This window comes from Myxococcaceae bacterium JPH2, from assembly GCA_016458225.1.
Classification (GTDB): domain Bacteria; phylum Myxococcota; class Myxococcia; order Myxococcales; family Myxococcaceae; genus Citreicoccus.
In genome coordinates this window covers 82,697-104,208 of record JAEMGR010000028.1, presented here as the reverse complement: position 1 = coordinate 104,208, position 21,512 = coordinate 82,697, and the positions used below count along the sequence as shown (strand labels likewise).

The following is a 21,512-nucleotide window of genomic DNA, read 5'->3' as shown; positions in this document are numbered from 1 at the left end:
CAGTCGACGCACGGCAAGGGCCCCGGAGCCCCTCCTCCGGGGCCCTGCTACTTTGCGGGCCCTGCAACTGGCGGGTCCTCGCGCTCCACCGAGCCAGGCAAGCGCACGGAGGTCGCGCGCGGCGCGCGGCTGGGGTAGTGGAACGCGCCATGGCCAGGTTGGAGCTGAAGAATCGCTGGGTGGTCGTCACCGGCGCGTCGTCGGGACTGGGGCTGGAGATGGCGCGCGTGCTCGCGAGCCAGCACGGCGCGAACATCATCGCCGTGGCCCGCCGCGCGGACCGGCTGAGCGCGCTGCAAGCGGAACTCGAGTCGAAGCACGGCGTGAAGGTGGCGCCGCTCGCCGCGGACCTCTCCCGCGCGGGTGAGCCTCAGCGCCTCTTCGAGTCCGCCGTGGCCGGGCGCGACGTGGCCGGCGCCATCCTCAACGCGGGCGTGACGTTCTTCGGCCGAGCGCTGGAGCAGGCCCCCGCGGACTTCGAGTCCATGGTGGCCACGAACATCACCAGCCTCGTGGACCTCTCGCAGCGCTTCTCCACGCACTTCCTCCAGCAGGGCACGCCGAGCGGCCTCATGCTGGTGGCCTCCATGGCCGGCTTCTCGCCGCTGCCGTACCAGACGGCCTACGCGGCCACGAAGTCCTTCGTCATCAGCTACGGGCGCGGGCTCGCCTACGAGCTGCGCAAGACGGGCGTGTCCGTGACGGTGTTCGCGCCCGGCGGCATCGCCACCGAGATGCTGGAGCTGTCCGGCCTCTCCCGGAAGTTCAAGGCAGGCGACCTGGGCATCATGTCCGCCGAGGAGTGCGCCCGGCTCGCGGTGCGCGCCTTCGTCCGGCGCAAGGAGCTGTCCATCCCTGGATTGCTCAACCGGCTGCTCGCCCTGTCCATGAAGCTCTTGCCCCACGGGGTCATCATCTCGCGCTCCGGCAGCATGTACGCCGGGGGGCTGAAGCCCTCGTCCTGAGCCACGGGGCTGGAAAGCCCCTGTCCTGAGCCACGGGGCTGGAAAGCCCCTGTCCTGAGCCACGGGGCTGGAAAGCCCCTGTCCTGAGCCACGGGACAACACTCGCGGGGCCCGGTCGCCCGCACTCCCACCACCCCGCCGGGCGGCCTCCACCAGCGCCCTTTCCTCGCGTCGCGCTGGGAGGTATGCACCGGTGGGATGAGCAACGACGAGACGACTTCTCCGCCCCCGCCCGAAGCGCTGCCCCCGGTCACCCTGTCGCTGGACGAGGTCCGCGCGTGCACGCGGGTCCTCCAGGCGGTGAGCGAGAACCGCTTCCTGCTGGCGAGGCTGCCGGAGGAGGACCGCATCGAGCTGCTCGCGGCGGCGGGCCGCATGGTGCACCCCGACCGGACCGCGAAGTCTCGCTTCGCCAAGGCGCTGCGCCGCGACCGCAAGGAGACGAAGCGCGCGCATGACCGCGAGATTCGCGCGACGACCGAGATTCGCTCGCTGCGCCGCTCCCCCGTGTTCACCGTGCCCGCGCTGCCGCCGCCGCCGCCCACCGAGCAGGCCGAGCGCATCCTGGAGGTCCCGCGCCGGTGCTACGTGTGCAAGGCGGAGTACCGCAAGCTGCACTTCTTCTACGACACGATGTGCTGTGACTGCGCGGACTTCAACTACGCCAAGCGCACGCAGCGCGCGCCGCTGACGGGCAAGGTCGCGCTCATCACCGGCGCTCGCGTGAAGATTGGCTATCAGGCGTCGCTCATGCTGCTGCGCTCGGGCGCGCGAGTGATTGCCACCACGCGCTTCCCCAAGGACGCGGCGGGCCGGTACATGCAGGAGCCGGACTTCTCCAGCTGGTCGCACCGGCTGCACATCCACGGGCTGGACCTGCGCCACGCGCCCAGCGTGGAGCTGTTCGCGCGGCACATCGAGCAGACGCACCAGCGGCTGGACATCCTCATCAACAACGCGGCGCAGACGGTGCGCCGTCCGCCCGGCTTCTACGCGCACCTGCTGGACGGTGAGCAGCGCGCCTTCGACACGCTCCCGGACGCGGCGCGCACGTTGCTCGCGGGCCATGAGGAGTGCGTCACGGCGCTCCAGCCCACGCTCGGCGCGGGAGGTCAGGACCCGTCGGCGCTCGCGGCGTCGTGGCGCAGCAGCGACCCCGCGCTGGGCATCCACTCGTCGGCGGCGCTGTCGCTCCAGCCGTATCACCTGGAGCAGGAGGGCGACACGCAGGCGCTCTTCCCGCAGGGGCGGCTGGACGCGGACCTCCAGCAGGTGGACCTGCGCGAGGTGAACTCCTGGCGGATGAAGCTGGCGGAGGTGCCCACCGCCGAGATGCTGGAGGTGCACCTGGTGAACGCGGTGGCGCCCTTCATCCTCTGCGGCAAGCTCAAGCCCTTGATGATGAAGGACCGCAGCAAGCCCGGGCACATCGTGAACGTGTCCGCCATGGAGGGCAGCTTCTCGCGCGGGACGAAGACGGACCGTCACCCGCACACGAACATGGCGAAGGCCGCGCTGAACATGATGACGCTGACCTCCGCGCCGGACTACGCGAAGGACAACATCTTCATGAACGCGGTGGACACGGGCTGGGTCACCGACGAGGACCCGGCCCTGCACGCCGAGCGCAAGGTGAAGGAGTTGGACTTCCAGCCGCCGCTGGACATCGTGGACGGAGCGGCGCGCATCGTGGACCCCGTGATGACCTCCGAGAACACCGGCGAGTTCGTCTGGGGCAACTTCTTCAAGGATTACCGTCACACGGCGTGGTAACCGCGCGCACGCGCCTCGTGACCCGGGGCGCGTGAAACAACCCGAGGCTCATTCCCGCGCCTCTGTCTTCTTGGAGGCCGTCATGGAATTCGCTGCCCTCGCCCTTGCTCCCCCTTTGCTTCAGGTCCTCCAGGAGCTGGAGTTCCAGACCGCCACGCCCATCCAGGCGCAGAGCATCCCCGTGCTGCTCGCGGGGAAGGACCTCGTGGGGCAGGCCCGCACGGGCAGCGGGAAGACGGCGGCCTTCGCGCTGCCGCTGCTCCAGAAGGTGGACCTGTCGCGGCGTCACATCCAGGCGCTCGTGCTGTGCCCCACGCGTGAGCTCTGCGCGCAGGTGGCGGGCGAGCTGCGCCGGCTGGGGCGCAGGCTGCCGGGCCTCCAGGTGCTGGCGCTGGCGGGCGGTCAGCCCATTCGCCCGCAGGTGAACGCGCTGGAGAAGGGCGCGCACGTGGCGGTGGGGACGCCGGGGCGCGTGTTGGACCTGCTTCAGCGCGAGGCGCTCGACACGCGGAACCTGGTCACGGTGGTGCTCGACGAAGCGGACCGGATGCTCGACATGGGCTTCCGCGAGGACATGGAGCGCATCCTCGCCGAGACGCCGCGCACCCGGCAGACGGTGCTCTTCTCCGCCACGTTCCCGGACACCATCGAGCAGATGAGCCGCGCGTTCCAGCGCTCGCCCACGCGCGTGACGGTGGAGTCGACGGACAGCGCGCCGACCATCCAGCAGGTGGCCTATCCGTGCACGCCCGAGGAGAAGTCGGCGCTCCTCTTGCGCATCCTCCAGCATCACCAGCCCGGCTCGGCCATCGTGTTCTGCAACCTCAAGGTGACGGTGGCCGAGGTGGCGCGCGGGCTCAGCCGAGCGGGCGTGAGCGCGGATGGACTGCAAGGGGACTTGGAGCAGGAGGAGCGCGACCGCGTGATGGCGAAGTTCCGCAATCACAGCACGCGCATCCTGGTGGCCACGGACGTGGCGGGGCGAGGCATCGACGTGGAGGCGTTGGACGCCGTCATCAACTTCGACGTGCCGGCGCAGCCCGAGCCGTATGTGCATCGCATCGGGCGGACGGGGCGCGCGGGGCGGACGGGGTTGGCGGTGTCGCTCGTCACGGCGCAGGACGCTCGCAAGGTGGAGACCATCGAGTCCGCCACGGGCGTGCGGCTGGAGCGCGCCAGCACGGAGGCGCTGCCGCCCGTGAGCGCGACGGGCGCGGCGGGGCTCGGCTCGCCGTGGGACACGCTGTGCATCCTGGCGGGGCGCAAGGACAAGATGCGGCCGGGAGACATCCTCGGCGCGCTGACGGGCGAGGCGGGCGGGCTGAACGCGAGCGACGTGGGCAAGATTGAGATCCAGGATCGCGTGGCCTACGTCGCGGTCGCCCGAAGCGTGTCGCGTCTCGCGTTCCAGTGCTTGAGCGAGGGACGCATCAAGGGACGCCGCCAGCGCATCGAGCGCGTGCGGTAGTCCCGAGCAGGCGCGTCACCCAAGACACCTCGTCGGCTCCCTCGGGCCTCGATATACCGCGACGCCGAAGTCGTTTCGTTCGCGATGCGAGAGCACGGAGGAGCGAAGGGATGAAGCGATCTGCGTCGTGGTGCGTGAGCGGCTTCTTGGCGGCGGCCCTGGTCGTGCTGGCGTCGGGCTGTCACGAAGAGGACAGCTTCGTGGTGAACACGGCGTTCGGGTCTTCGCGCCTGAGCGCCCGGCCCGCCGCGCCGAATGCCTTGAGCACGGAGAAGGGCGTCATCTGGCTCACCGACACGGGGACGAGCGGCCTCGTGTATGTCCCGGAGTCCTATCAGGCCGGGACGCCCGCGCCGCTGGTGCTCCTGCTGCACGGCGCGGGCGAGCTGCCCGAGAGCATGCTCAAGCGCTTCCGAGCCTCCGCCGATACGGCGGGAGCGCTGCTCCTGATTCCGAAGTCCCAGGAGGAATCCTGGGACATGCTCATCGGGAAGTACGGTCCGGACCGCGACTTCATCGATGACAAGTTGAAGCAGGTGTTCAGCCGGTTCTCGGTGGACCCGGCCCGAGTGGGCATCGGCGGGTTCTCGGACGGGGCCACCTATGCGTTGTCGCTGGGCCTGTCGAACGGGGATGTGTTCCAGCACATCGCGGCGTTCTCAGCGGGCTTCGTGGCGCCGTCGGAGCTGGTGGGCAAGCCGCGCGTGTACATGTCCCACGGAACGCGAGACCCTGTGCTGTCGTTCGACACCAGCGGCAAGTACATCGAGTACCAGCTCACGAATGAGAAGTACTCGGTCGAGTTCCACGCCTTCGACGGCAAGCACGAGCTGCCCGCCGACATCGCCGCCGAAGGCTTCACCTTCCTCGTCAGCGACTCCTGAGCAGAAGCGGTGCCCCGCTCGTGAGGATGCGTGCTGGCATCCTCACGAGCAGACAAGCTCATGCCCACCACGTGAAGGGATACCGCCATGCGCATCTGCACCTGCATCGCAGTGCTGCTCCTGCTCATGGCCTGCGCGACGTCCCCCACGCCTCATGCCGGAGAGCCAGTCCCCAAGGACCCGAGGCTCGCCAACCTCCAGCGAGCGGCGACGCTGCCTTGGCGAGACCAGGGGCGCTGCGCGGTCCACGAAGCTTCGCATCCCTGGCCTGTGCTTGTGGAGGAGTGCTTCCCACGCCTTGACCACGACCGGCTTCGCTTCAATGACCCCACTGGGAGATGCGCGGTCGCCTCGGCGGATACGGTCGTCCTGGGCATCGGACTGTGTGTCTTGGCGGCGCCCGAGGTCGTGGTGGGAGCGGTCGTCATCGCCGGTGCGGTGGTGGTGGGCTTCGCCATCCAAGAAGCACTGGATGCGTACGAGCTGAAGGGGAGTCGCCCTACGGGTGCGGAGCCCTCGCTCACGACGAAGCCCGCCCCGCCAGAACTCGCCATGTCTCGAAGGCACAAGCCAGAGCCCGCGGGGCAAGACTGGCTGCCCCCGGTGCCAACCGGGCCTGAGACCCAAGAGCGCAGTCCTGATTGCGCACCTCGCCCCGTGCCACACCTCGGCGGCGATGCGATGCACAACCGGTGCGCCGACTTGGTCCCTCAGAATGGCTTCCCCGGGGCGGATGTGCTCGTCAACGGAAAGCGCTTCGATGCCCTTCAGCTCCGAACCCGTGTGCTGTGGGAGATCAAGACGGACCACTTCGACACGTTCACGGTCGCGCTCCGGGAGATCGTCATCGAGAAGCAGGTCCTGGAAGCACAGCGGGAGCGTGACCTCGCCAGGGCATGCGGATACAGCTTCGCGATGGGTGTGCGCAGCCATGCCCACAGAAAAGCCCTGCGCGACGCCGACCCCTCCCTCACCATCGTCGTCATGGACTGGTGCTGACATGACCGCCCCACAAGACACCTGTCTCCTCGTCGCTTATTCGCCTGCACTGAGCAGCGAGGACACGCGCCCCATGGCGGTGGTCCATGAAATGGAACGCGCGATCCCCGGGCTGAATTTGTCGTGGACCCTCTCGGACGAAGGTCTCTTCATCCCGGCACCACCGCGCGAGTCACGAGACACCGCCAAGACAGCCCGTGGACGGCTGCCGCTGCTCTGCAATGGAGATGAAGGCCACTTCGTGACGCTCTCTCGCAGGGAGACACCGGCGAGCCAGAATCCAGGAGGACAGCCACTGTTCGAGGTTCACGCCAAATGGCCCTTGGACGTGGCGGGGATCTCGGCAGCAGCGGAGACACTCGAACGGGTCGCGGAGGCCACACACGCGTTCTGGGCTCACGCCACACCCCAGCGCGCCGCAGGGGACATCGCGGAGCAGACAAGCCCCACCTTGGCGGGACCACCGAGCCCACCCCATGGCCTTCCAGCGCTCAAGCTGCCTTGGGAAATCCGCTCGCCCGAGGTTCCACATCGACTGGGGTGGCTGAACTATTGGTCGGCGGCCACCACGCAGCGCATCGGCTTCCCCAATCCATCCCTCGACGCGGATCTGCTCTCTCGGGCGCGGCGCACCGCGACGGGCGGCTGGGTGGTTCGCCTCACGGACACACCGCTCGATCTCGATAACCCCGCCCACCTGGACGCGCTGCTGCGCGCCTATGAGCGCTTCCCGGAGATCGGCGGCCGCACTGCCCTGAAAGAGGGCACGAGCGGCCCCGAGTAGTCTCGCGCCGAGCGAGCCTCAGCTCCCCGCGAGCTGCAGCGGTCGGCGCGGCTTCATCATCCCCGCGGCGACCTTCACGGTGAGCGCTCTCGGGGACAGGCGCGCCAGGTTCGCCTGGAGCCAGTTGCGCCACCCCGCGACGAGCGAGGGCCGCCCCTGCTCCAGGCCCCGCAACCCCGAGAGCACCACCTGCTCCGAGGTCATCATCACGCCCACCGCGACGCTCCGAGTCCCCACCACGTCGAAGAAGGGCGTCTCCACCGGCCCCGGGCAGAGCGCGAGCACCCGCACCCCGCGCTCGCGATTCTCCGCCCACAGCGCCTCGGTGAAGGACAACACGAACGCCTTGGTCGCGCCGTACACCGCCATGTACGGCACCGGCTGATAACCCGCCGTCGACGCGACGTTGATGATTCCGCCCTCGCCCCGCGCCAGCATCCCCGGCAGGGCCAGGTGACTCAGGTCCATCAGCGCGGTGACGTTGAGCATCACCTGCTCGTGCTCACGCGCGAGCGGCGAGGACTCGAAGGGCGCGTACGTCGCGAACCCCGCGTTGTTGATGAGCAGGTCCACCTCCAGCCCTCGCTCCTCGCAGCGCGACCACAGCGCGCGGGCCGCGCCGTCTCGGCCCAGGTCCATGGGCATTGCCTCCGCGTGGATGCCATGGAGCGAGGACAGCTCGGTCGCCAAGGCGCGCAGCTTGTCCTCCGAGCGAGCCACCAGAATCAGGTTCATTCCGCGCGCGGCGAGGACTCGCGCGAAGGACTCTCCAATCCCGGAGGAGGCTCCGGTGATGAGCGCGCGGCGCCCCTGATACGTGAAGGGCCCCGTGGTGCGTGAGGGACGAGCAGCCGAGAAGCAAGGGGCGTGCGACGACGTCGACAAGGAGTTCATGTGCTAAGAATGTGAGCGAGCGCTCATATTCTCAACTCGCCTTGGCGCTCACATTCCTCCAGGAGTCCGCATGCCTCGCGCCGCGCCCCAGCCCCGTCGGAGAAACCCTCGGCAGTCGCGCTCCCAGGCCACGTGCGACGCCATCCTCACGGCCACGGCTCGCGTTCTCGTTCAAGATGGCTACGACGGCGCGAGCACGAACCGCATCGCGAAAGAAGCGGGCGTGAGCATCGGCTCGCTCTATCAGTACTTCCCGAGCAAGGAAGGGCTGGTGGTGGCGGTGATGGAGCGCCACCGCACCCAATCGCTCGCCGAGTTCGAGGGAGGGCTGGCTCAGCTCGCCAGCCAGCCGCTGCCCGTGGCCCTGCGCGCGCTCATCGGGCAGGTCATCGCGTCCAAGGTGGACAACCCTCGGCTGCATCAGGTGCTGCACGAGCTGCTGCCGCGCATGCGCGAGTGGGGAACGGTCGACACCTTCGAGCAACGGCTCATCCGGATGGTGCGCGCCTTCCTCTTGCCGAGGGTCCACGACATCCGCCCCGCCAACCTGGACATGGCCGTCTTCATCCTGGTGCACACGGTGGACGCGCTCTGCCACGCCGCGGTCTCCCAGCGACCGGACTACCTCGAGGACGACACCTTCGCGGAGGAGCTGTGCGCGCTGGTGCTCGGCTACCTGCGTCCCGAGGTCACGAGCACCCAGCGGCTCCGAGGACGCAGTGAGCCGCGCCGGCTCAGTCCGGCAAGACGCCAGCAGCGCGCGGCCCCAGCACGCTGACGTCCGGATGCCAGTACATCGCGTGGAGCTCCCCGTCCTCCGGCATGAAGTCGATGGTGATGACCTGCAGGGGGTCACGCGCCAATGGAATGCGCAGCAGGGGCAGTCCCGCCCAAGCCACCGCCGAGAACCGCACCCCTTCGCTCACCAGGTGGGCCTCGACCTGCGCGCGCACCATTCCGGGACGAAGGAAGTAGCCACGCAATCGGAGGCTGGTGAAGTCACTCGCGCCCGCGTCGATCTCCAGGCTGTGCAGCGTCCCCGCCATCCAGTGGATCTGGACCGAGCCGTAGCACCAGCACACGCCAGCCATCGTGGTTTGAACGAAGTCGGGCAGCCCGAGCAGCTCGACCATCTCCGAGGCGCTCATTCGTGGCCGCAGCGGCGCCAGAGCCCCCTCGCGGAGCGCGGCGATGAAGTCGAGTTCCAATCCTCGCCCGAGGCGAACATCCTCGAACGCGGCTGCGCCAGCGCCCCAGTACCGCGTCACCGCGCTCATCGCCTCCTGGAGTGTTCCGAAAGTATCCGGGCACCCCGCAGGCAGGGGGTTCCGTCGGAACTCCGTCTCGGAGACGGACTCATAGCCATCAAAGCACCTGAGCCTGTACTCCACCGTCCCCTCGTCCTCCTCACGGCACAGGGTGAGCGTCTGTCCCTGCGCTGTTCGAGCAAAGAGCGTCTGCGAGTCTGAGTGCACCAGGGTCGCCTCCTCGCCTCGAAGCTCGCATGACTTCGCGGCCTCGCGCGAGCAGGGGCCATCCCGACTCACGCGCTCGGGACAGGAACGCCGGCCGTGCGCAGCATCTCCAGCGCGGCCTGCCGCAGCTGTTGCTGCGCCTTCACGTCATAGGCCTGTTCGTGCGGGCGAGACTTGCGCTGCACATCGAAGAATTCCCCACGCTCGCGTCCCGCCAGGGTCGTCTCCGAGACACCGACGACAGCGACCGCGCCCGAGTCCACCGTCCCCATCGGCGCAATCCCAGACTCCACCACCATCTTCGTCGCGAGGAACGTCCCGGGGTGCAACGAGTTGATGAGCAACTCCGGACGTCGCGCCGCCAGCTCCCGCGTCCACAGGATCATCGCGAGCTTGCTGCGCATGTACGCCTGGAAGCCGTCATAGCGGCGCGCCAACTGGAGGTCCGCGAAGTCCAGCGGCGCCTGCCCCAGCGACGCCACGTTCACCACCGCGCGAGGCGCAGCCCCCTCCGCCAGCAACCACTCCGTCAACGCGAACGGCGCCAGCAGGTTCACCGCCCACCGCAGCTCGAAGCCATCCGCGCTCAGCTCTCGCCCCGCGCCCCGAGCCCCCGCCCCCAGCGCGGCGTTGTGGATGAGCAGGTCCAGCGGAGGCTCACGCAGAAGCGTCTCCGCCAGCGTCCGCACCTCGCGGAGAGACGAGAAGTCCGCCCGATACGCCTCCGCCCCAGGGACGTCCTTCAGCGCACGCTCAATCCGCTCAGCCTGACGACCGTGCACCCACACCCGCGCCCCCGCCGCCGCCAGCCGCTTCGCCGTCAACAGCCCGATGCCATCCGTCGCGCCCGTCACCAGCACCCGCTTGCCCCGCCAGGAACTCATCACCCCTCCATATCGAGACGAACCGTTCCATTACTATTTCGAACCGGCTCGTCTCGTCAACGAGAGGGCGCGCGCCCCGACGAGCCTGGGCGCTTCCGCGGGGTGCTTCGCGCGGAGACCGCTACGCGACGGCGCTCGCCCCGCGGTGGAGCGGGAGGGACCTCGACGGATGCACGCGCCGCCATCTCCGCGGCGCGCGCCTCATCTTCATGCTTGATGTCGACCGCGATGCGATAGAGCGCCTCGCGCAGCCAGCGGTGCGCTTCATCCGGATCTCGCGAAGCATGCCAGCGCATGGCGATGCGCCGCTCCGGCAGCGGGATGGGAGACGGGCTGACGGCCAGACCAAACGCCGCCGCCGTGGTCACCGCCGAGCGACGCGGGAGAATCCCCAGGAACGGAGACTGCTTCAGGATGTACGGCACGCTCAGGGTCTGCGACGTGTGCAGCGCCACGTGCCGCCGCTGACGCAGCTTCGCCAGGGCATCATCGACCACATCGGACGCATCCGCTCTCCGACTCACCCGCACATGGGGGATGCGCAGGAAGTCCTCCAGCGACAGCGGCGTCCCCACCCGAACCAACTCCGGGTTGAAGAGACAGACATAACCCTCGGCGCAGAACGGCAGGTGCTTGTGGGACGCGCTCGCGTCCTCGATGGGCCCGAGCAACAAGTCCAACTCGCCCTCGTCCAACAGACGCGGCCCCTGCGCCTCGCTCAACGGGCTCAGCGCGAGGGACACACCCGGCGCCTCCACCGCCACGCGCGCCATGAGCCGAGGCATCAAGGAGATCTCCAGACCGTCCGTGATGCCCACGCGAAACACACGGAAGTCCGTCGCGGGATGAAAGCGTCGCTCCGCCACGACCAGCGTCTGGATTCGCGCCAGCGCGTCCTGCACCGCCTCCGCGAGCGACCGGGCATGCGGCGTCGGCTCGATTCCCCCGGGCCTGCGGGTGAACAGCGCGTCCCCCAGCAACTCCCGCAGCCGCCCCAGGTGATGACTCATGGCGGACTGCCCGATGCCAATCCGAGCGGCGGCGCGCGTGACGTGCCGCTCGCGCATCAAGGCATCGAAGGCCACCAGCAGGTTGAGGTCGAGGCGAGCGAGGTGCGCGTGGTCGATCTGCATCGGGGCTCCGTCGCTCTCGCCCGGACGGAGGGCCGGACGAGGGCGAGGGGCACTTGATAACGCGGGCGCGCCTGGCCCGCTCGCCTCACTGCCCGAAGCCGCCCAGCGCCGTGCGGCTGAAGCTCGCCGCCCCCTGGCTCACCCGCACCGCGGACTGGCTGAAGACCTGGAAGGCGCTGCGGATCTCCTGCTCGCTCTGACCGGGGGTGAGAATCCACCGGTCCTCGATGCCCATCTCGCGGAACACGCGCCGGAAGTCCGTGCTCCCGTCATGGATGCCCATGGCCGCGACGATGTGGTTCTCCATCCGGAGCAGGTCCTTCACCACCGTCGCCACGTCCCTCGCTCGGGCATTGCGCGAGCCCTGGTCCGCGCCGTCCGTGATGAGCAGCGTCACCGTGCGCACGGGCACCCCGTTGCCGCTGAACTCCTGCGACTTCGCCAGCACCGTGCCCAGCATCACCATCGTCTGGTCGTAGAGCGGCGTCCCCTTGTCCGCCTGGTAGTTGCCCGCGTGCATCCGCACCACGTCCTCCACGGGGCGATAGGGATTCAGCACGTGGCCGTTCAGGTACCGCGTGTGGAAGAGGATGCCGTCCCTCTGCTTGCTCCCCAGCAGCGCATCCAAGACCTGGTTGTGCCCGTCGCACACCGTCTGCGTGTGCCGCGAGTAGTCGATGCTCGCCGAGTCATCCGGCATCACCGTCACGAGCACCACCTCGCTCGCCTGCACGTCGTCCACGTGGATGCCGAGCCCCGCTTGAATCTGCGCGCCCAGGTCCACCACGGTCAGCGCCTGCAAGCTCGCGGGACTCAGCGTCCCTTCCGCGTGCGCATCCTCGAAGAGCTTCTGCGTGTTCGCACTCATGTCTGTCTTCCCCCTCGTGTCTCAGGCGATGTGCAGGTCCGGCCAGCTCGCGAGCGGATCCGTGGACTTCACCAGGTGCATCCCCGCATCGGCGAAGCGCTTCAGCGCCGCATCCGCCTGCGGCGTGAAGTCCGCCGCGAAGCCCCCCTTGCCGTCCGGCACCGTCACCGCCGACATGCAATCCGTCAGCAGGTACACCTTGCGCGCGAGCGCCGCGTCCTGCGCCACGATCTCCCCCAGCAGGTCATCGATGGAGCTCTTCACGCAGTGGCTCGCGGCCTGTCCGGCGATGACCACCGCGTCCGCCGTCAGCAGCGTCTTGAGGAACTGTGTGTTGCGCTGGGCCAGGGGCTGCCCGTCATGCCGGCTCAGCACCTCCGGCCGCATCACCGAGTAGTTCTCCGTCAGCGGATTGCCGCCCTTCACCTCCACCCACGACTGGATGCCACGCGCGTAGGAGTGGAACATGCGCGCCTCCTGCACCACCCCCGCGAGCGCGTGCCCATCCGCGCCGAGCAAGCAGTGCGGCGGCCACAGGTACAGCGTGTACTTGCCCGCGCGCTCCAACTCATCGCAGTAGAACTTCACCTGCTTGAGCAGCCACGGGTAGTTGCCGCCGCACAGCCACTTGGCCATGGCCGGGTTCGGTCGCGCGTGGCCACGTTCAATCTGCTCGCGCGTCACCTCGCGGTAAGGCGTCAGCGGCTGGTCGTCCTGGTCCACCCAGAAGGACGGGAAGAAAATCTGGTAGGCGAAGTGCGTGTCGAGCGTCGCCGTCACGTTCGTTACCGCGCCGAGGTTTCGGTAGAGGAACTCGGAGATGCGGCGGCTGTCGTCGATGGCGCCGCGTCCGCTGCGCCCCGCCACGTACAGCGAGCCCTCCGGGAAGCAGAAGTCCTTCTGCACGTCGATGAGCAGCAGGTGCAGGTTGAACGCATCCGTGGCGGAGGGGCTCAGCCCGTGCGCGGCGCGCCACGCGGCGGCCTCGGCCTGCAGCTTCCCTGCGTTCGCTCCGTAGCCGTACTCCGCGGCGTTCGCCGCCCGGTAGAAGGTCGGTAGCGGCAACTCCTTCAGCGTCTTCTTCATGTCCATCCTCCTGCGTGTGTGCGCGGAAGACCCGAGGCCCCGCGCGGGGAACTTCGTCACGTCATTCGCAGCGCGGTGAGGTCCCGCGTGCCCACCACCATCAGCCCCTCGCGCGTGAGGAGGAGCTGGCATCCCGAATCCACGAAGGGCTCCGTGTCGGGGAACTCGCGCACGGCCACGAGCTTTCCGTGCTGCGCTTCCACACGCACCAGCCCCGCATCCGTCGCGCAGAACAGCGCCTGGCCCACGGCGCACTTGCCTCGCAGCGTGCCCAGCCACGAGCCATCCCCCGCGTCCGCCACGCCGCTCGCGCGCACCGCGCCGTCCGCGCCCACGACGATGCAGTGATGCACCGTGCGCCCACCGGACTCCTCGGCGAGGAAGAGCCACACGGCCTCGCCATCGAACAGGGCCTCCGCATCCACCCATGGCCCCTGCGGCCAGGGCAGCGCGAGCCCATCGCGCAAACCCTTGCGCTCGGCGTCGAACAGGAAGGCGCCGCGCAGTCCGCCCGCGCGATGAAATCCCAGACCGAAGCGCGGGCCCACAAACAGGCGCGTCTGTCCTTCCAGGACGTCACCCAGACGCTCGGGCCCGTAGAGCCCATTGCGCCACAGCGCGCCCTGCGCGGCCCAGTAGTGAAAGCGAGCGTTGGCCGCGAACACCGGGCGCTGCTCATACACATCCACGCCCACCACCTGCGCGGAACGACCGGGCTCGAACACCGTCACCTGTCCGCCCGCGCCCATCAGCGTGGCGTCACCTCGCAAGGCCCACCGCAGCGAGGGATTCAGCGGCGACTCCAGGACGACGCGGCCGTCCTCTCGGCGGTATGTGCCCTCCGCGTGGTAGAGCCAGCGCGGCACGCCCGCTTCCGCGCACGCATGCACCAGCACCCCGCGCGTGGAGAACTTCCGCGTCGCCACCACCTGCCCTCGCACCGAGGCGACAGGGGTTGCCGCGGCGCTCGCGTTCGGCTGACAGGTGGGGCAGCTCGTCCGTGCGTGCTCCGCGCCGCAACTCAGACAGCGTTGGAAGCGCAACCCCTCCAGCAGCGGCCGAGGAAACGCCCCGCGTTGGTCCTCCACGAAGACGCGGTGCAGCTGGTGGAGGACATCGTCCGGAAGCGACCCCAACGCGAACGCGGGCTTGGGGTACTGCACCTCCGGATGAAACACCGTGACGCGCTGGAGCATGCGCGGCGCGGCCCCCAACCGAGCGCCCCCAGCCTTCGGCCGATGGATGCCACCGTAGGGCCCCACGCCCAGCAGCGACTGCATCACCATGACCGTGAAGGCAAACCAGTCACTGTCCACCGACGCGGGCTGCACGGGGGTGAGCGAGACCGCGCCCGCCGCCAGCCGCAGCGGATCCAAGAAGCGCTCCGTGAACACCGCGCATCGGTACGCGCCGAACTGGAAGCTGTCCGCGTCGATGAGGTGCGCGTCCGTCCCCGCCACCAGCACGTTGAGGTCGTTGAAGTCCCCCACGATGACGCTGCCCGCGTGCACCTCGCCGAGCGTCTGGTGCAGACCGCGCAGCACTGTCACCACGTCGCCGACACAACCTCCCGCGCGGCGGAACGCGGGCTCCGCGAAGCGGCGCAGCGGCTCAACGCCCTCCAACTTGCGCATCGCATAGCCGAGCACCTCCTGACCGCGAGCGTCGGTGGCCAGCGTCTGCGGTGTCACCACGCGCCCCGGCAGTCCCGAGGGGAACACACGCAGCTTCCGCTGATGCTCGTCGAGCCGAGCCTTCGCCGCGGCTTGCTCATGCGGCAGGCCCGCGTAGTCCGGATGCGAGGGCGTCTTGAACACCTTGAGCGCCCGCCCATCTCCGAGGTCGAAGACATCCGCCTCGCCCCCTTTGCCGAGCGCCTGCTTCGGGCTCAGCGCGACCTTGTGTCCCTCCAGCCAGATGTCCATGGCGTCACACCCGCTCCATTCGCCGACGCAGCACCACCAACGTGGTGTCGTCGGGAAGAAGCCCTGGCGTCCGCACCAGCCGATGTGCGGCGAAGTCCGCGCGCGTCGACTCGCGGTTGAGCTGCGCGAGTCGGCGGTTCACCGCCTCGGGGTTGGAGAAGTAACGGTCCTCGGTCCAGAACTGGGAGAGCGGACCCACGGGCTCCTCGCGCTCCGGCACGCGCGCCAGGGCGAGCCGCTTCAAGTCCTCGACGCCATCGGTGCCGAGCAGCAGCGCGTGGACGTCCTCGGTGCGCACCAGCGACTGACGGATGAGGGGGACGTCATCGCCGCCCATCACCGCGTAGGCCAGGTACGGCGGCGCATTGCCCGGAAACGGCCCCAGGACGTGCACCTCACCATTGAGCATCCACACCCCATCTCCCGCGCTGAAGACGAGCGTGTGCTCCGGCGTCACCACCGCGCCCACGAGGGTGAAGAGACAGTCCGCCAGGACCTCGCGCCCGAGCGCCTCGGGCAGCGCCTCCAGCAGCGCCAGCACGTCGCCGCGCAGCCCGGTGAGGAAGCCTTCGGTGTCCACGGCCTCGCCCGCATCGAGCCGCTGGAGCGCCGCTCGCACGAGGCGCCTCGCCCCCAGCCGCGCCCCCAGCTCACTGGCCTGCTGGCTGCCGCATCCATCCGCCACCACCGCCACGAGCCCCTTCATGCCCTCGCGCACGCACCAGGCATCCTGGTTGTTGCGCCCCGAGCGCGCGTGCTCCCGCCCCAGCACGGAACCCGCGGCGATGTCGAATGGCAGCGAGGACATGGCTCTCCCGTGGCCCTGAGCGGGCTCGCACGACACGGCATCGAGAACTCAGGAGGTGCCTGGCTCGCGACACACGGCTCGCGAGGTGGCCGCCTCCCGCACGAACCCGACCCGGCCCCCTCTCCACTCGCGGAGGCTGCGTGTCTTGTTCGTGTATCGACGACACCAACATAGTGTCCACGCGACACGAAGTCAATTCAACGTGCGGATGCGCTCGGCGGGGGCGCGTCCTCGCACCCACGCCCACGTGCCCTCACGGAGGGGGGGCCTAGAGTTCGAAGTTGAAGCCGGCCTTCTCCAACTGCCGGTACTTCTTGTGGTCGAACCGGTAGAGGCGAGCGGCGCGGTGGGAGACGTCCTGCTCCACCTCGTCCAGCTCCTCCAGCAGGTCCATGGCGAGAATCTTCTTTCGGAAGTTCCGCTTGTCGAGCTCGCGCTCGAGGACGACTTCGTACAGCCGCTGGAGCTGGGAGAGGGTGAACTTGGGCGGCAGCAGCTCGAAGCCGATGGGCTGGTAGCGCACCTTGCCCTTCAGGCGCTGCAGCGCGGTGCCGAGGATGTCCGCGTGGTCGAACGCCAGCTTCGGCGTATCCCAGACGGAGAACCACGCGGCCTCGCGCGCGTCGGTGGAGGCGTGCAGGTGGTGGGCGCTGAGCTTCACCAGCGCGAAGTACGCCACGGTGATGACGCGGCCGCGGGGGTCTCGCTCCGGAGCGCCGAACGTGAAGAGCTGCTCCAGGTGGCTGGGGCGGATGCCGGACTCTTCTTCCAGCTCGCGGCGCGCGGCGTCGTCCAGCGCCTCGTCCATGCGCACGAAGCCTCCAGGCAACGCCCAGCGCCCGGAGAACGGCTCCACACCGCGGCGGATGAGGAGGACCTTCAAGTCCTCGTCGTCCATTCCGAACACAACACAGTCCACCGTCACAGCGGGCCGTGGGTAGTCGTAGGTGTGGCTCACGTCACCGTCCGTTCGAGCGGGTGGGAGCTGTCCGCCATAGTGTCCGGCGAACACCCTGTCAACCACCCGCCCGAGGCGGCGGCGCTACACCGCGAGCATGCGGGAGACGCGGTGCCAGTCGACGAGCTGGACGTTCTCCTCGGCGAGGTCGAACTCGATGGAGCGGCGCATGCCCAGGACGTCTCCGCCCATCTGGAAGGGGACCTCGCGGTCGAAGTCCATGCGCAGGCGCTGCACGAAGAAGTCATGCATGTGCGGGAGGGGATGCTCACCGCGCCACAGGCGGAACATGTTGCGCGTGGCCTCCATCACGCTGGCGCCGTACACGCGCACCGACAAGCGATGCGGCACCGCCTGCGCGAAGGGGAAGGCCTTGAAGCCAAAGCCCCACTCCGGCGTGGTCGCGGCGCCCGCCACACCCGCGGGGCCTCGGTACAGCAGCGCGCCCGGGCCGCCGTGAGGGATGGGCTGCACCGCGCCGTGCGCGTCCATCGTGAGCGCGGTCTCGCCCACGTTATAGACAGACACCTGCGGGTTGCCCTCGCCGAACAGGTGGCGCGGCACCGTGCGCGTGAACATGGCGGTGAGGTAGCCGCGCAGTCCCGCCTGCTGGCTCTTCAGCGGCCCCGCGGAGGCGAGCTGGTTCTTGAAGTCCTGAATCATCTCCGCGTCCCAGCCGGTGCCCGCGAAGGGCGCCACCTTGCCGTCCACGCGCACGAGGGAGAAGGGACGCAGGGGCGGCAGGCGCTCGCCGAGCGCGGCGATCTGCTTCAGCGCGACAGAGGGACGCGGCGCGCCCGTGACGCGCGCCCACGCGTTGCCCGTGCCCAGCGGCAGCACGCCAATCGCGGGGAGGGCCACGCCCTGCATCCGCAGCTCGTTGAGGAGTCCGGTGATGGTGCCATCGCCTCCTCCCGCGAGCAGCAGGCTGGGCGGATCATGCCGCAGGTGGTCGGAGATCCAATCGCGCGCCTCATCGACGGAGCGAGTGAGCGCCACGCGGGCGCGAGGGAGCAGACGCCGAACCAGGCCTCCGATTCCCTCGGTACCCTTGCGCGCGCGGAGATTGACGAGGACGGCGATGTTCATGGCGGGGGGACTCTTCTCCGGGATATGTCATGGCCCGGTCACGGAACCATGGCGAGGCGCTTCGCGACCTGGACGTGGAACCGTCGTGCTGCGGGCCCCTCCACTCCCAGCAGGAAACAGCGCACCCTGCCCTGACCTTCCGCCCGAGGGAAGATCCTTCCTGTCCCGACTTCGGGACCGGACCCGGTGTGCCGCGCCAGGAACCTGGGGAATCGCGCAACGGCTGGCACGCAGCGGTCGTCCCTCCCTTCGTCGATCCGACATCCGGTGGGATGGGCGTCTCACATTGGGACGCTGGGTGCCGCATCCCACACAGACCGAGGCGCCTGCTCCCTCGGGCGCCCTGGCCGCCTGCTTCCCCGTGTGACGGCGACGGGTTTGGCGGTGGAGGCGCCCGCTGGTATGTGCGCGCGGCGGACAAGCGGGCGGACGGAATGCGCCCTGCAAACGGCCCCTGCGATGCCCCTCCTGCGACCCCTGCCCCTCCTCTCCTGGATGCGCCCCTGGCTGGCCTCCGGTGTCCTCGCGGTCCTCCTCGTCTCGAGCGCCCCCGCGGGGGCCGCTCCCCGAAGGATGGTCATCTCCAGCGGCGCGGACTGCGCGGACGCGGAGCTGAGCAGCCAGGCCAAGGCCTTCGCCGACGCGCTGCGGTCCCGCGCGGAGACCGAGACCCTGGGCGCCACGGAGCTGAGTGAGCGACTCTTCCCGCAGGCCGCACGCTCCTTCGAGGAGCTTCGCCGCCAGCTCGACGCCGCGAGGGATCACTTCTACGAGGGCCGCAACGCCAAGGCGGGACAGCTCGTGGAGGATGCCCTGCATGACATCGCCCGCCTGCCGGTGGGCGAGGCCCGCTGGAGGCTTCACGCCGACGCGCAGCTCCTCCTCGCCCTCAACCTCCGCGCCCAGGGCAAGGCGAAGGAGAGCGATGCCGCGTTCCTCCAGGTGCTTCGGCTCCAACCGCAATACCCGCTCGACCCGGACCTCTTCGCGCCCTCGGTGCGTCAGGCGTTCGACAAGGTGCGGCGCGAGCTGACGCGGACGCGCAAGGTGAAGGTGTCGGTGAAGTCCACCCTCCCGGCCTCCGAGGTGTATCTGGACGGGCTCCGGGTAGGGCAGACGCCCCTTCAGCTCGAGCTGCCGGCGGGCACGTATGACCTGGCCCTCGTGAAGGCGGGGGCGCACAGCTTCTCCCGGCAGGTGCAGGTGCAGGGCGCGGACCTGCCGCTGCTCGTGGATCTCGCGTTCGAGGGCGCCGTGTCCGGCAGCCCGTTCCCGTGCCTCGCCTCATCGGATCCGAGCGATGAGCGGACCCTGGCGCACGCGGTCCGGCTGGGTGGCGCGCTCGGCGTGGAGGAGGTCATCCTCGCGCGGCTGGAGCACCCGAGCAGCGGCCCCAAGTGGTTCGCCGCCACGGTGCTCCACGTGGAGGGCGGCCAGCGGCTGCGAGAGGGGGGCTTCAAGACGCAAGGACTGGACTCGCCGACCGAGGCCCTGTCCGCGCTGGTGGACTTCGTCACCACGGGGCGCTCGCCGTCCAACCTCGTGGTGATGAACGCCAGCGGGAAGGCTCCCTGGGAGCAGCCGACCGCGGCGCCCGCCGCCCCCTCGTCCGCCCTGGCGCCCGACGCCCCCGTGTCGCCCGCCACCGAGGGCCTGTCGCGCGCCGCGCCGTCCCCCACGGCGTCGAGGATGCGGGTGGCGTCCTACGCGACGCTGGGCGTGGGCGCGGCCGCGTTGGGAGGCGCGGGCGTGGTCCGCTGGATGGCGCAGAAGGACCTGAACGCGCTGAAGGAGCGACAGCGGCAGAACGGCGGCGTGCTGACCACGGACGACGCCGAGGCCGTGCGGCTGCGCGAGGGATTGGTGAAGAAGAACCAGGTCCTCACCGGGCTGCTCATCGGCGGTGGCGTCACGGCCGCCGCGGGCGCCGTCTTGTTCCTGCTCTCCCCCACTCCGGGTGCTCCGCCGCCGGTCACGGTGGGCCTGGGCGCGGATGACACTGGGGGATGGGCAACAATGTCAGGCGCGTTCTGACACGACATTCCCGCCAGCGGGGACACGGGCCGCCGCATAGAGTGGCCGCATGCGCGCATTCATTGTCTTGCTGTTGGCGGCGAGCACCGCGGCCGCGGCTCCCCGCACCTTCCGCGTCGACTACTTCCACACGGGCAACGCCACCGAGGAGCGCTTCAGCCTCGACCGGCTCGTCATCGAGCCACTGCCCTGGCCCGGCAATCCGGAGCAGCCCATCGACGAGACGAACCTGGGCAAGTACCTCTTCGAGGTGCGGGACCGGGACACCAACCGCCTGCTGTATTCGCGCGGCTTCGCCTCCATCTTCGGCGAGTGGGAGAGCACGCCCGAGGCCCACCAGCTCCACCGCACCTTCGGAGAGTCCCTGCGCTTCCCCACGCCGGAGCGCCCCGTCCAGGTCATCCTGAAGAAGCGCGACGCGCGCAACGCGTTCCGCGAGGTGTGGTCGCTCGACGTGGATCCAAAGAGCATGTTCGTCGACCCCTCGGCGCCTCCCGCGCCGGGCCCGCTGCTGAAGCTGATGGAGAACGGGCCGTCCGCGAGCAAGGTGGACTTCCTCATCCTGGGGGACGGCTACACCGAGGCCGAGCGCGGCAAGTTCGAGAAGGACGCGCGCCGGCTGATGGACATCCTCTTCACCTTCTCGCCCTTCAAGGAGCGCAAGACGGACTTCAACGTGTGGGGGCTGATGCCCGCCGCCGCGCAGTCCGGCATCTCGCGGCCCTCCACCGGCATCCACAAGCGCTCCCCCGTGGGCGCCACGTATGACGCCTTCGGCAGCGAGCGCTACGTCCTCACCTTCGACAACCAGGCCTTCCGCGACACGGCGGCCTTCGCGCCCTACGAGTTCGTGGAAATCCTCGTCAACGGCAACACCTACGGCGGAGGCGGCATCCACAACCTCTACAGCACCGTGGCCGCTGACAGCCTGTGGTCGCCCTATGTCTTCGTCCACGAGTTCGGCCACCACTTCGCCGGGCTGGCGGACGAGTACTACACCTCCGAGTCCGTCTACGGCCCCGCGGACGGGGACCGGCTGGAGCCCTGGGAGAAGAACGTCACCGCGCTGAAGGACCCCGCGAAGCTGAAGTGGAAAGACCTCGTGAGCCCGGGAACGGCCACACCGACCCCCTGGAACAAAGAGGCCTATGACAACCACGCCAACCAGGTTCAGCAGCAGCGCCGGAAGATCCGGGCGGACCAGCGCCCCGAGAGCGAGATGGATGCGTTGTTCCTCGCGCAGCGCGATTGGGAGGAGAAATTCCTCTCTTCTCAGAAGTTCTCCGGCAAGGTCGGAGCCTTCGAGGGCGCGATGTATGAATCGCGTGGGTACTACCGACCCCAGCTCGACTGCGTGATGTTCACGCGAGACCGCGTTCCGTTCTGCGCGGTGTGTCAGCGAGGCATCTCGGAGGTCATCGACCTCTACTCACGCCCCGCTTCGCATGCGGCTCATCAATCCCCCTGAATAACCCGTCTTCCGAT

The 21,512-nt window shown here is 69.2% G+C and carries 19 protein-coding genes; 9 read left to right on the top strand and 10 right to left on the bottom strand.

The annotated features are described in order from the left end of the window. Positions 1 to 149 precede the first annotated feature (149 nt). The 6 genes from JGU66_29760 (at position 150) to JGU66_29735 (ending at position 6,873) form a co-directional block, all read left to right on the top strand. Positions 150 to 965, top strand: coding sequence for an SDR family NAD(P)-dependent oxidoreductase (locus JGU66_29760; protein MBJ6764971.1), 816 nt, complete (start codon positions 150 to 152; stop codon positions 963 to 965). Positions 966 to 1,163: 198 nt separating this feature from the next. After that, positions 1,164 to 2,738 (top strand): SDR family oxidoreductase, encoded by a 1,575-nt coding sequence (locus JGU66_29755; protein MBJ6764970.1) that lies wholly within the window; start codon positions 1,164 to 1,166, stop codon positions 2,736 to 2,738. Positions 2,739 to 2,820: 82 nt separating this feature from the next. Then, entirely contained in the window at positions 2,821 to 4,206 is a 1,386-nt protein-coding gene (gene dbpA, locus JGU66_29750) for an ATP-dependent RNA helicase DbpA (protein MBJ6764969.1), read from the top strand. A 110-nt stretch (positions 4,207 to 4,316) separates the two neighbouring features. Continuing rightward, positions 4,317 to 5,090 (top strand): phospholipase, encoded by a 774-nt coding sequence (locus JGU66_29745; GenBank protein ID MBJ6764968.1) that lies wholly within the window; start codon positions 4,317 to 4,319, stop codon positions 5,088 to 5,090. 87 nt (positions 5,091 to 5,177) lie between these two features. Then, positions 5,178 to 6,089 carry a hypothetical protein gene (locus tag JGU66_29740; GenBank protein ID MBJ6764967.1) on the top strand — a complete coding sequence of 304 codons (912 nt, stop codon included), beginning with the start codon at positions 5,178 to 5,180 and terminating at the stop codon, positions 6,087 to 6,089. A 1-nt stretch (position 6,090) separates the two neighbouring features. Further along, positions 6,091 to 6,873 (top strand): hypothetical protein, encoded by a 783-nt coding sequence (locus JGU66_29735; GenBank protein MBJ6764966.1) that lies wholly within the window; start codon positions 6,091 to 6,093, stop codon positions 6,871 to 6,873. Between the two features lie 18 nt (positions 6,874 to 6,891). Here the strand turns inward: JGU66_29735 and JGU66_29730 are convergent, their stop codons facing one another. After that, positions 6,892 to 7,767: an SDR family oxidoreductase gene (locus tag JGU66_29730; GenBank protein MBJ6764965.1), complete on the bottom strand. Its 876-nt coding sequence runs from the start codon at positions 7,765 to 7,767 to the stop codon at positions 6,892 to 6,894. A 70-nt stretch (positions 7,768 to 7,837) separates the two neighbouring features. On the opposite strand from JGU66_29730, the gene JGU66_29725 reads away from it, so the two are divergent. Continuing rightward, positions 7,838 to 8,545: a TetR family transcriptional regulator gene (locus JGU66_29725; GenBank protein MBJ6764964.1), complete on the top strand. Its 708-nt coding sequence runs from the start codon at positions 7,838 to 7,840 to the stop codon at positions 8,543 to 8,545. On the opposite strand, the gene JGU66_29720 is transcribed toward JGU66_29725, so the two are convergent. From JGU66_29720 to JGU66_29680, 9 genes are all read right to left on the bottom strand, one after another. After that, positions 8,502 to 9,242: a hypothetical protein gene (locus tag JGU66_29720; protein MBJ6764963.1), complete on the bottom strand. Its 741-nt coding sequence runs from the start codon at positions 9,240 to 9,242 to the stop codon at positions 8,502 to 8,504. The two genes, JGU66_29725 and JGU66_29720, sit on opposite strands and share 44 nt — an antisense overlap. A gap of 68 nt (positions 9,243 to 9,310) precedes the next feature. Further along, entirely contained in the window at positions 9,311 to 10,126 is an 816-nt protein-coding gene (locus JGU66_29715; GenBank protein MBJ6764962.1) for an SDR family NAD(P)-dependent oxidoreductase, read from the bottom strand. Positions 10,127 to 10,182: 56 nt separating this feature from the next. After that, positions 10,183 to 11,259: a LysR family transcriptional regulator gene (locus JGU66_29710; GenBank protein ID MBJ6764961.1), complete on the bottom strand. Its 1,077-nt coding sequence runs from the start codon at positions 11,257 to 11,259 to the stop codon at positions 10,183 to 10,185. A gap of 85 nt (positions 11,260 to 11,344) precedes the next feature. Next, on the bottom strand, positions 11,345 to 12,127 hold the full coding sequence (locus JGU66_29705; protein MBJ6764960.1) for a hypothetical protein: 783 nt from the start codon (positions 12,125 to 12,127) through the stop codon (positions 11,345 to 11,347). A 21-nt stretch (positions 12,128 to 12,148) separates the two neighbouring features. Further along, positions 12,149 to 13,213: a nicotinamidase gene (locus JGU66_29700; protein ID MBJ6764959.1), complete on the bottom strand. Its 1,065-nt coding sequence runs from the start codon at positions 13,211 to 13,213 to the stop codon at positions 12,149 to 12,151. Between the two features lie 56 nt (positions 13,214 to 13,269). After that, entirely contained in the window at positions 13,270 to 15,138 is a 1,869-nt protein-coding gene (locus JGU66_29695; protein ID MBJ6764958.1) for a hypothetical protein, read from the bottom strand. Positions 15,139 to 15,142: 4 nt separating this feature from the next. Beyond that, positions 15,143 to 15,946: a protein phosphatase 2C domain-containing protein gene (locus tag JGU66_29690; protein ID MBJ6764957.1), complete on the bottom strand. Its 804-nt coding sequence runs from the start codon at positions 15,944 to 15,946 to the stop codon at positions 15,143 to 15,145. Positions 15,947 to 16,214: 268 nt separating this feature from the next. Further along, on the bottom strand, positions 16,215 to 16,904 hold the full coding sequence (locus JGU66_29685; protein MBJ6764956.1) for an NUDIX hydrolase: 690 nt from the start codon (positions 16,902 to 16,904) through the stop codon (positions 16,215 to 16,217). 84 nt (positions 16,905 to 16,988) lie between these two features. Further along, the gene (locus JGU66_29680; GenBank protein MBJ6764955.1) at positions 16,989 to 17,993 is read right to left on the bottom strand and encodes a diacylglycerol kinase; all 1,005 of its coding nucleotides are present in this window, start codon (positions 17,991 to 17,993) and stop codon (positions 16,989 to 16,991) included. 459 nt (positions 17,994 to 18,452) lie between these two features. On the opposite strand from JGU66_29680, the gene JGU66_29675 reads away from it, so the two are divergent. Further along, the gene (locus tag JGU66_29675) at positions 18,453 to 20,027 is read left to right on the top strand and encodes a PEGA domain-containing protein (protein MBJ6764954.1); all 1,575 of its coding nucleotides are present in this window, start codon (positions 18,453 to 18,455) and stop codon (positions 20,025 to 20,027) included. Between the two features lie 49 nt (positions 20,028 to 20,076). Continuing rightward, positions 20,077 to 21,495: an IgA Peptidase M64 gene (locus JGU66_29670; protein ID MBJ6764953.1), complete on the top strand. Its 1,419-nt coding sequence runs from the start codon at positions 20,077 to 20,079 to the stop codon at positions 21,493 to 21,495. Positions 21,496 to 21,512 lie beyond the last annotated feature (17 nt).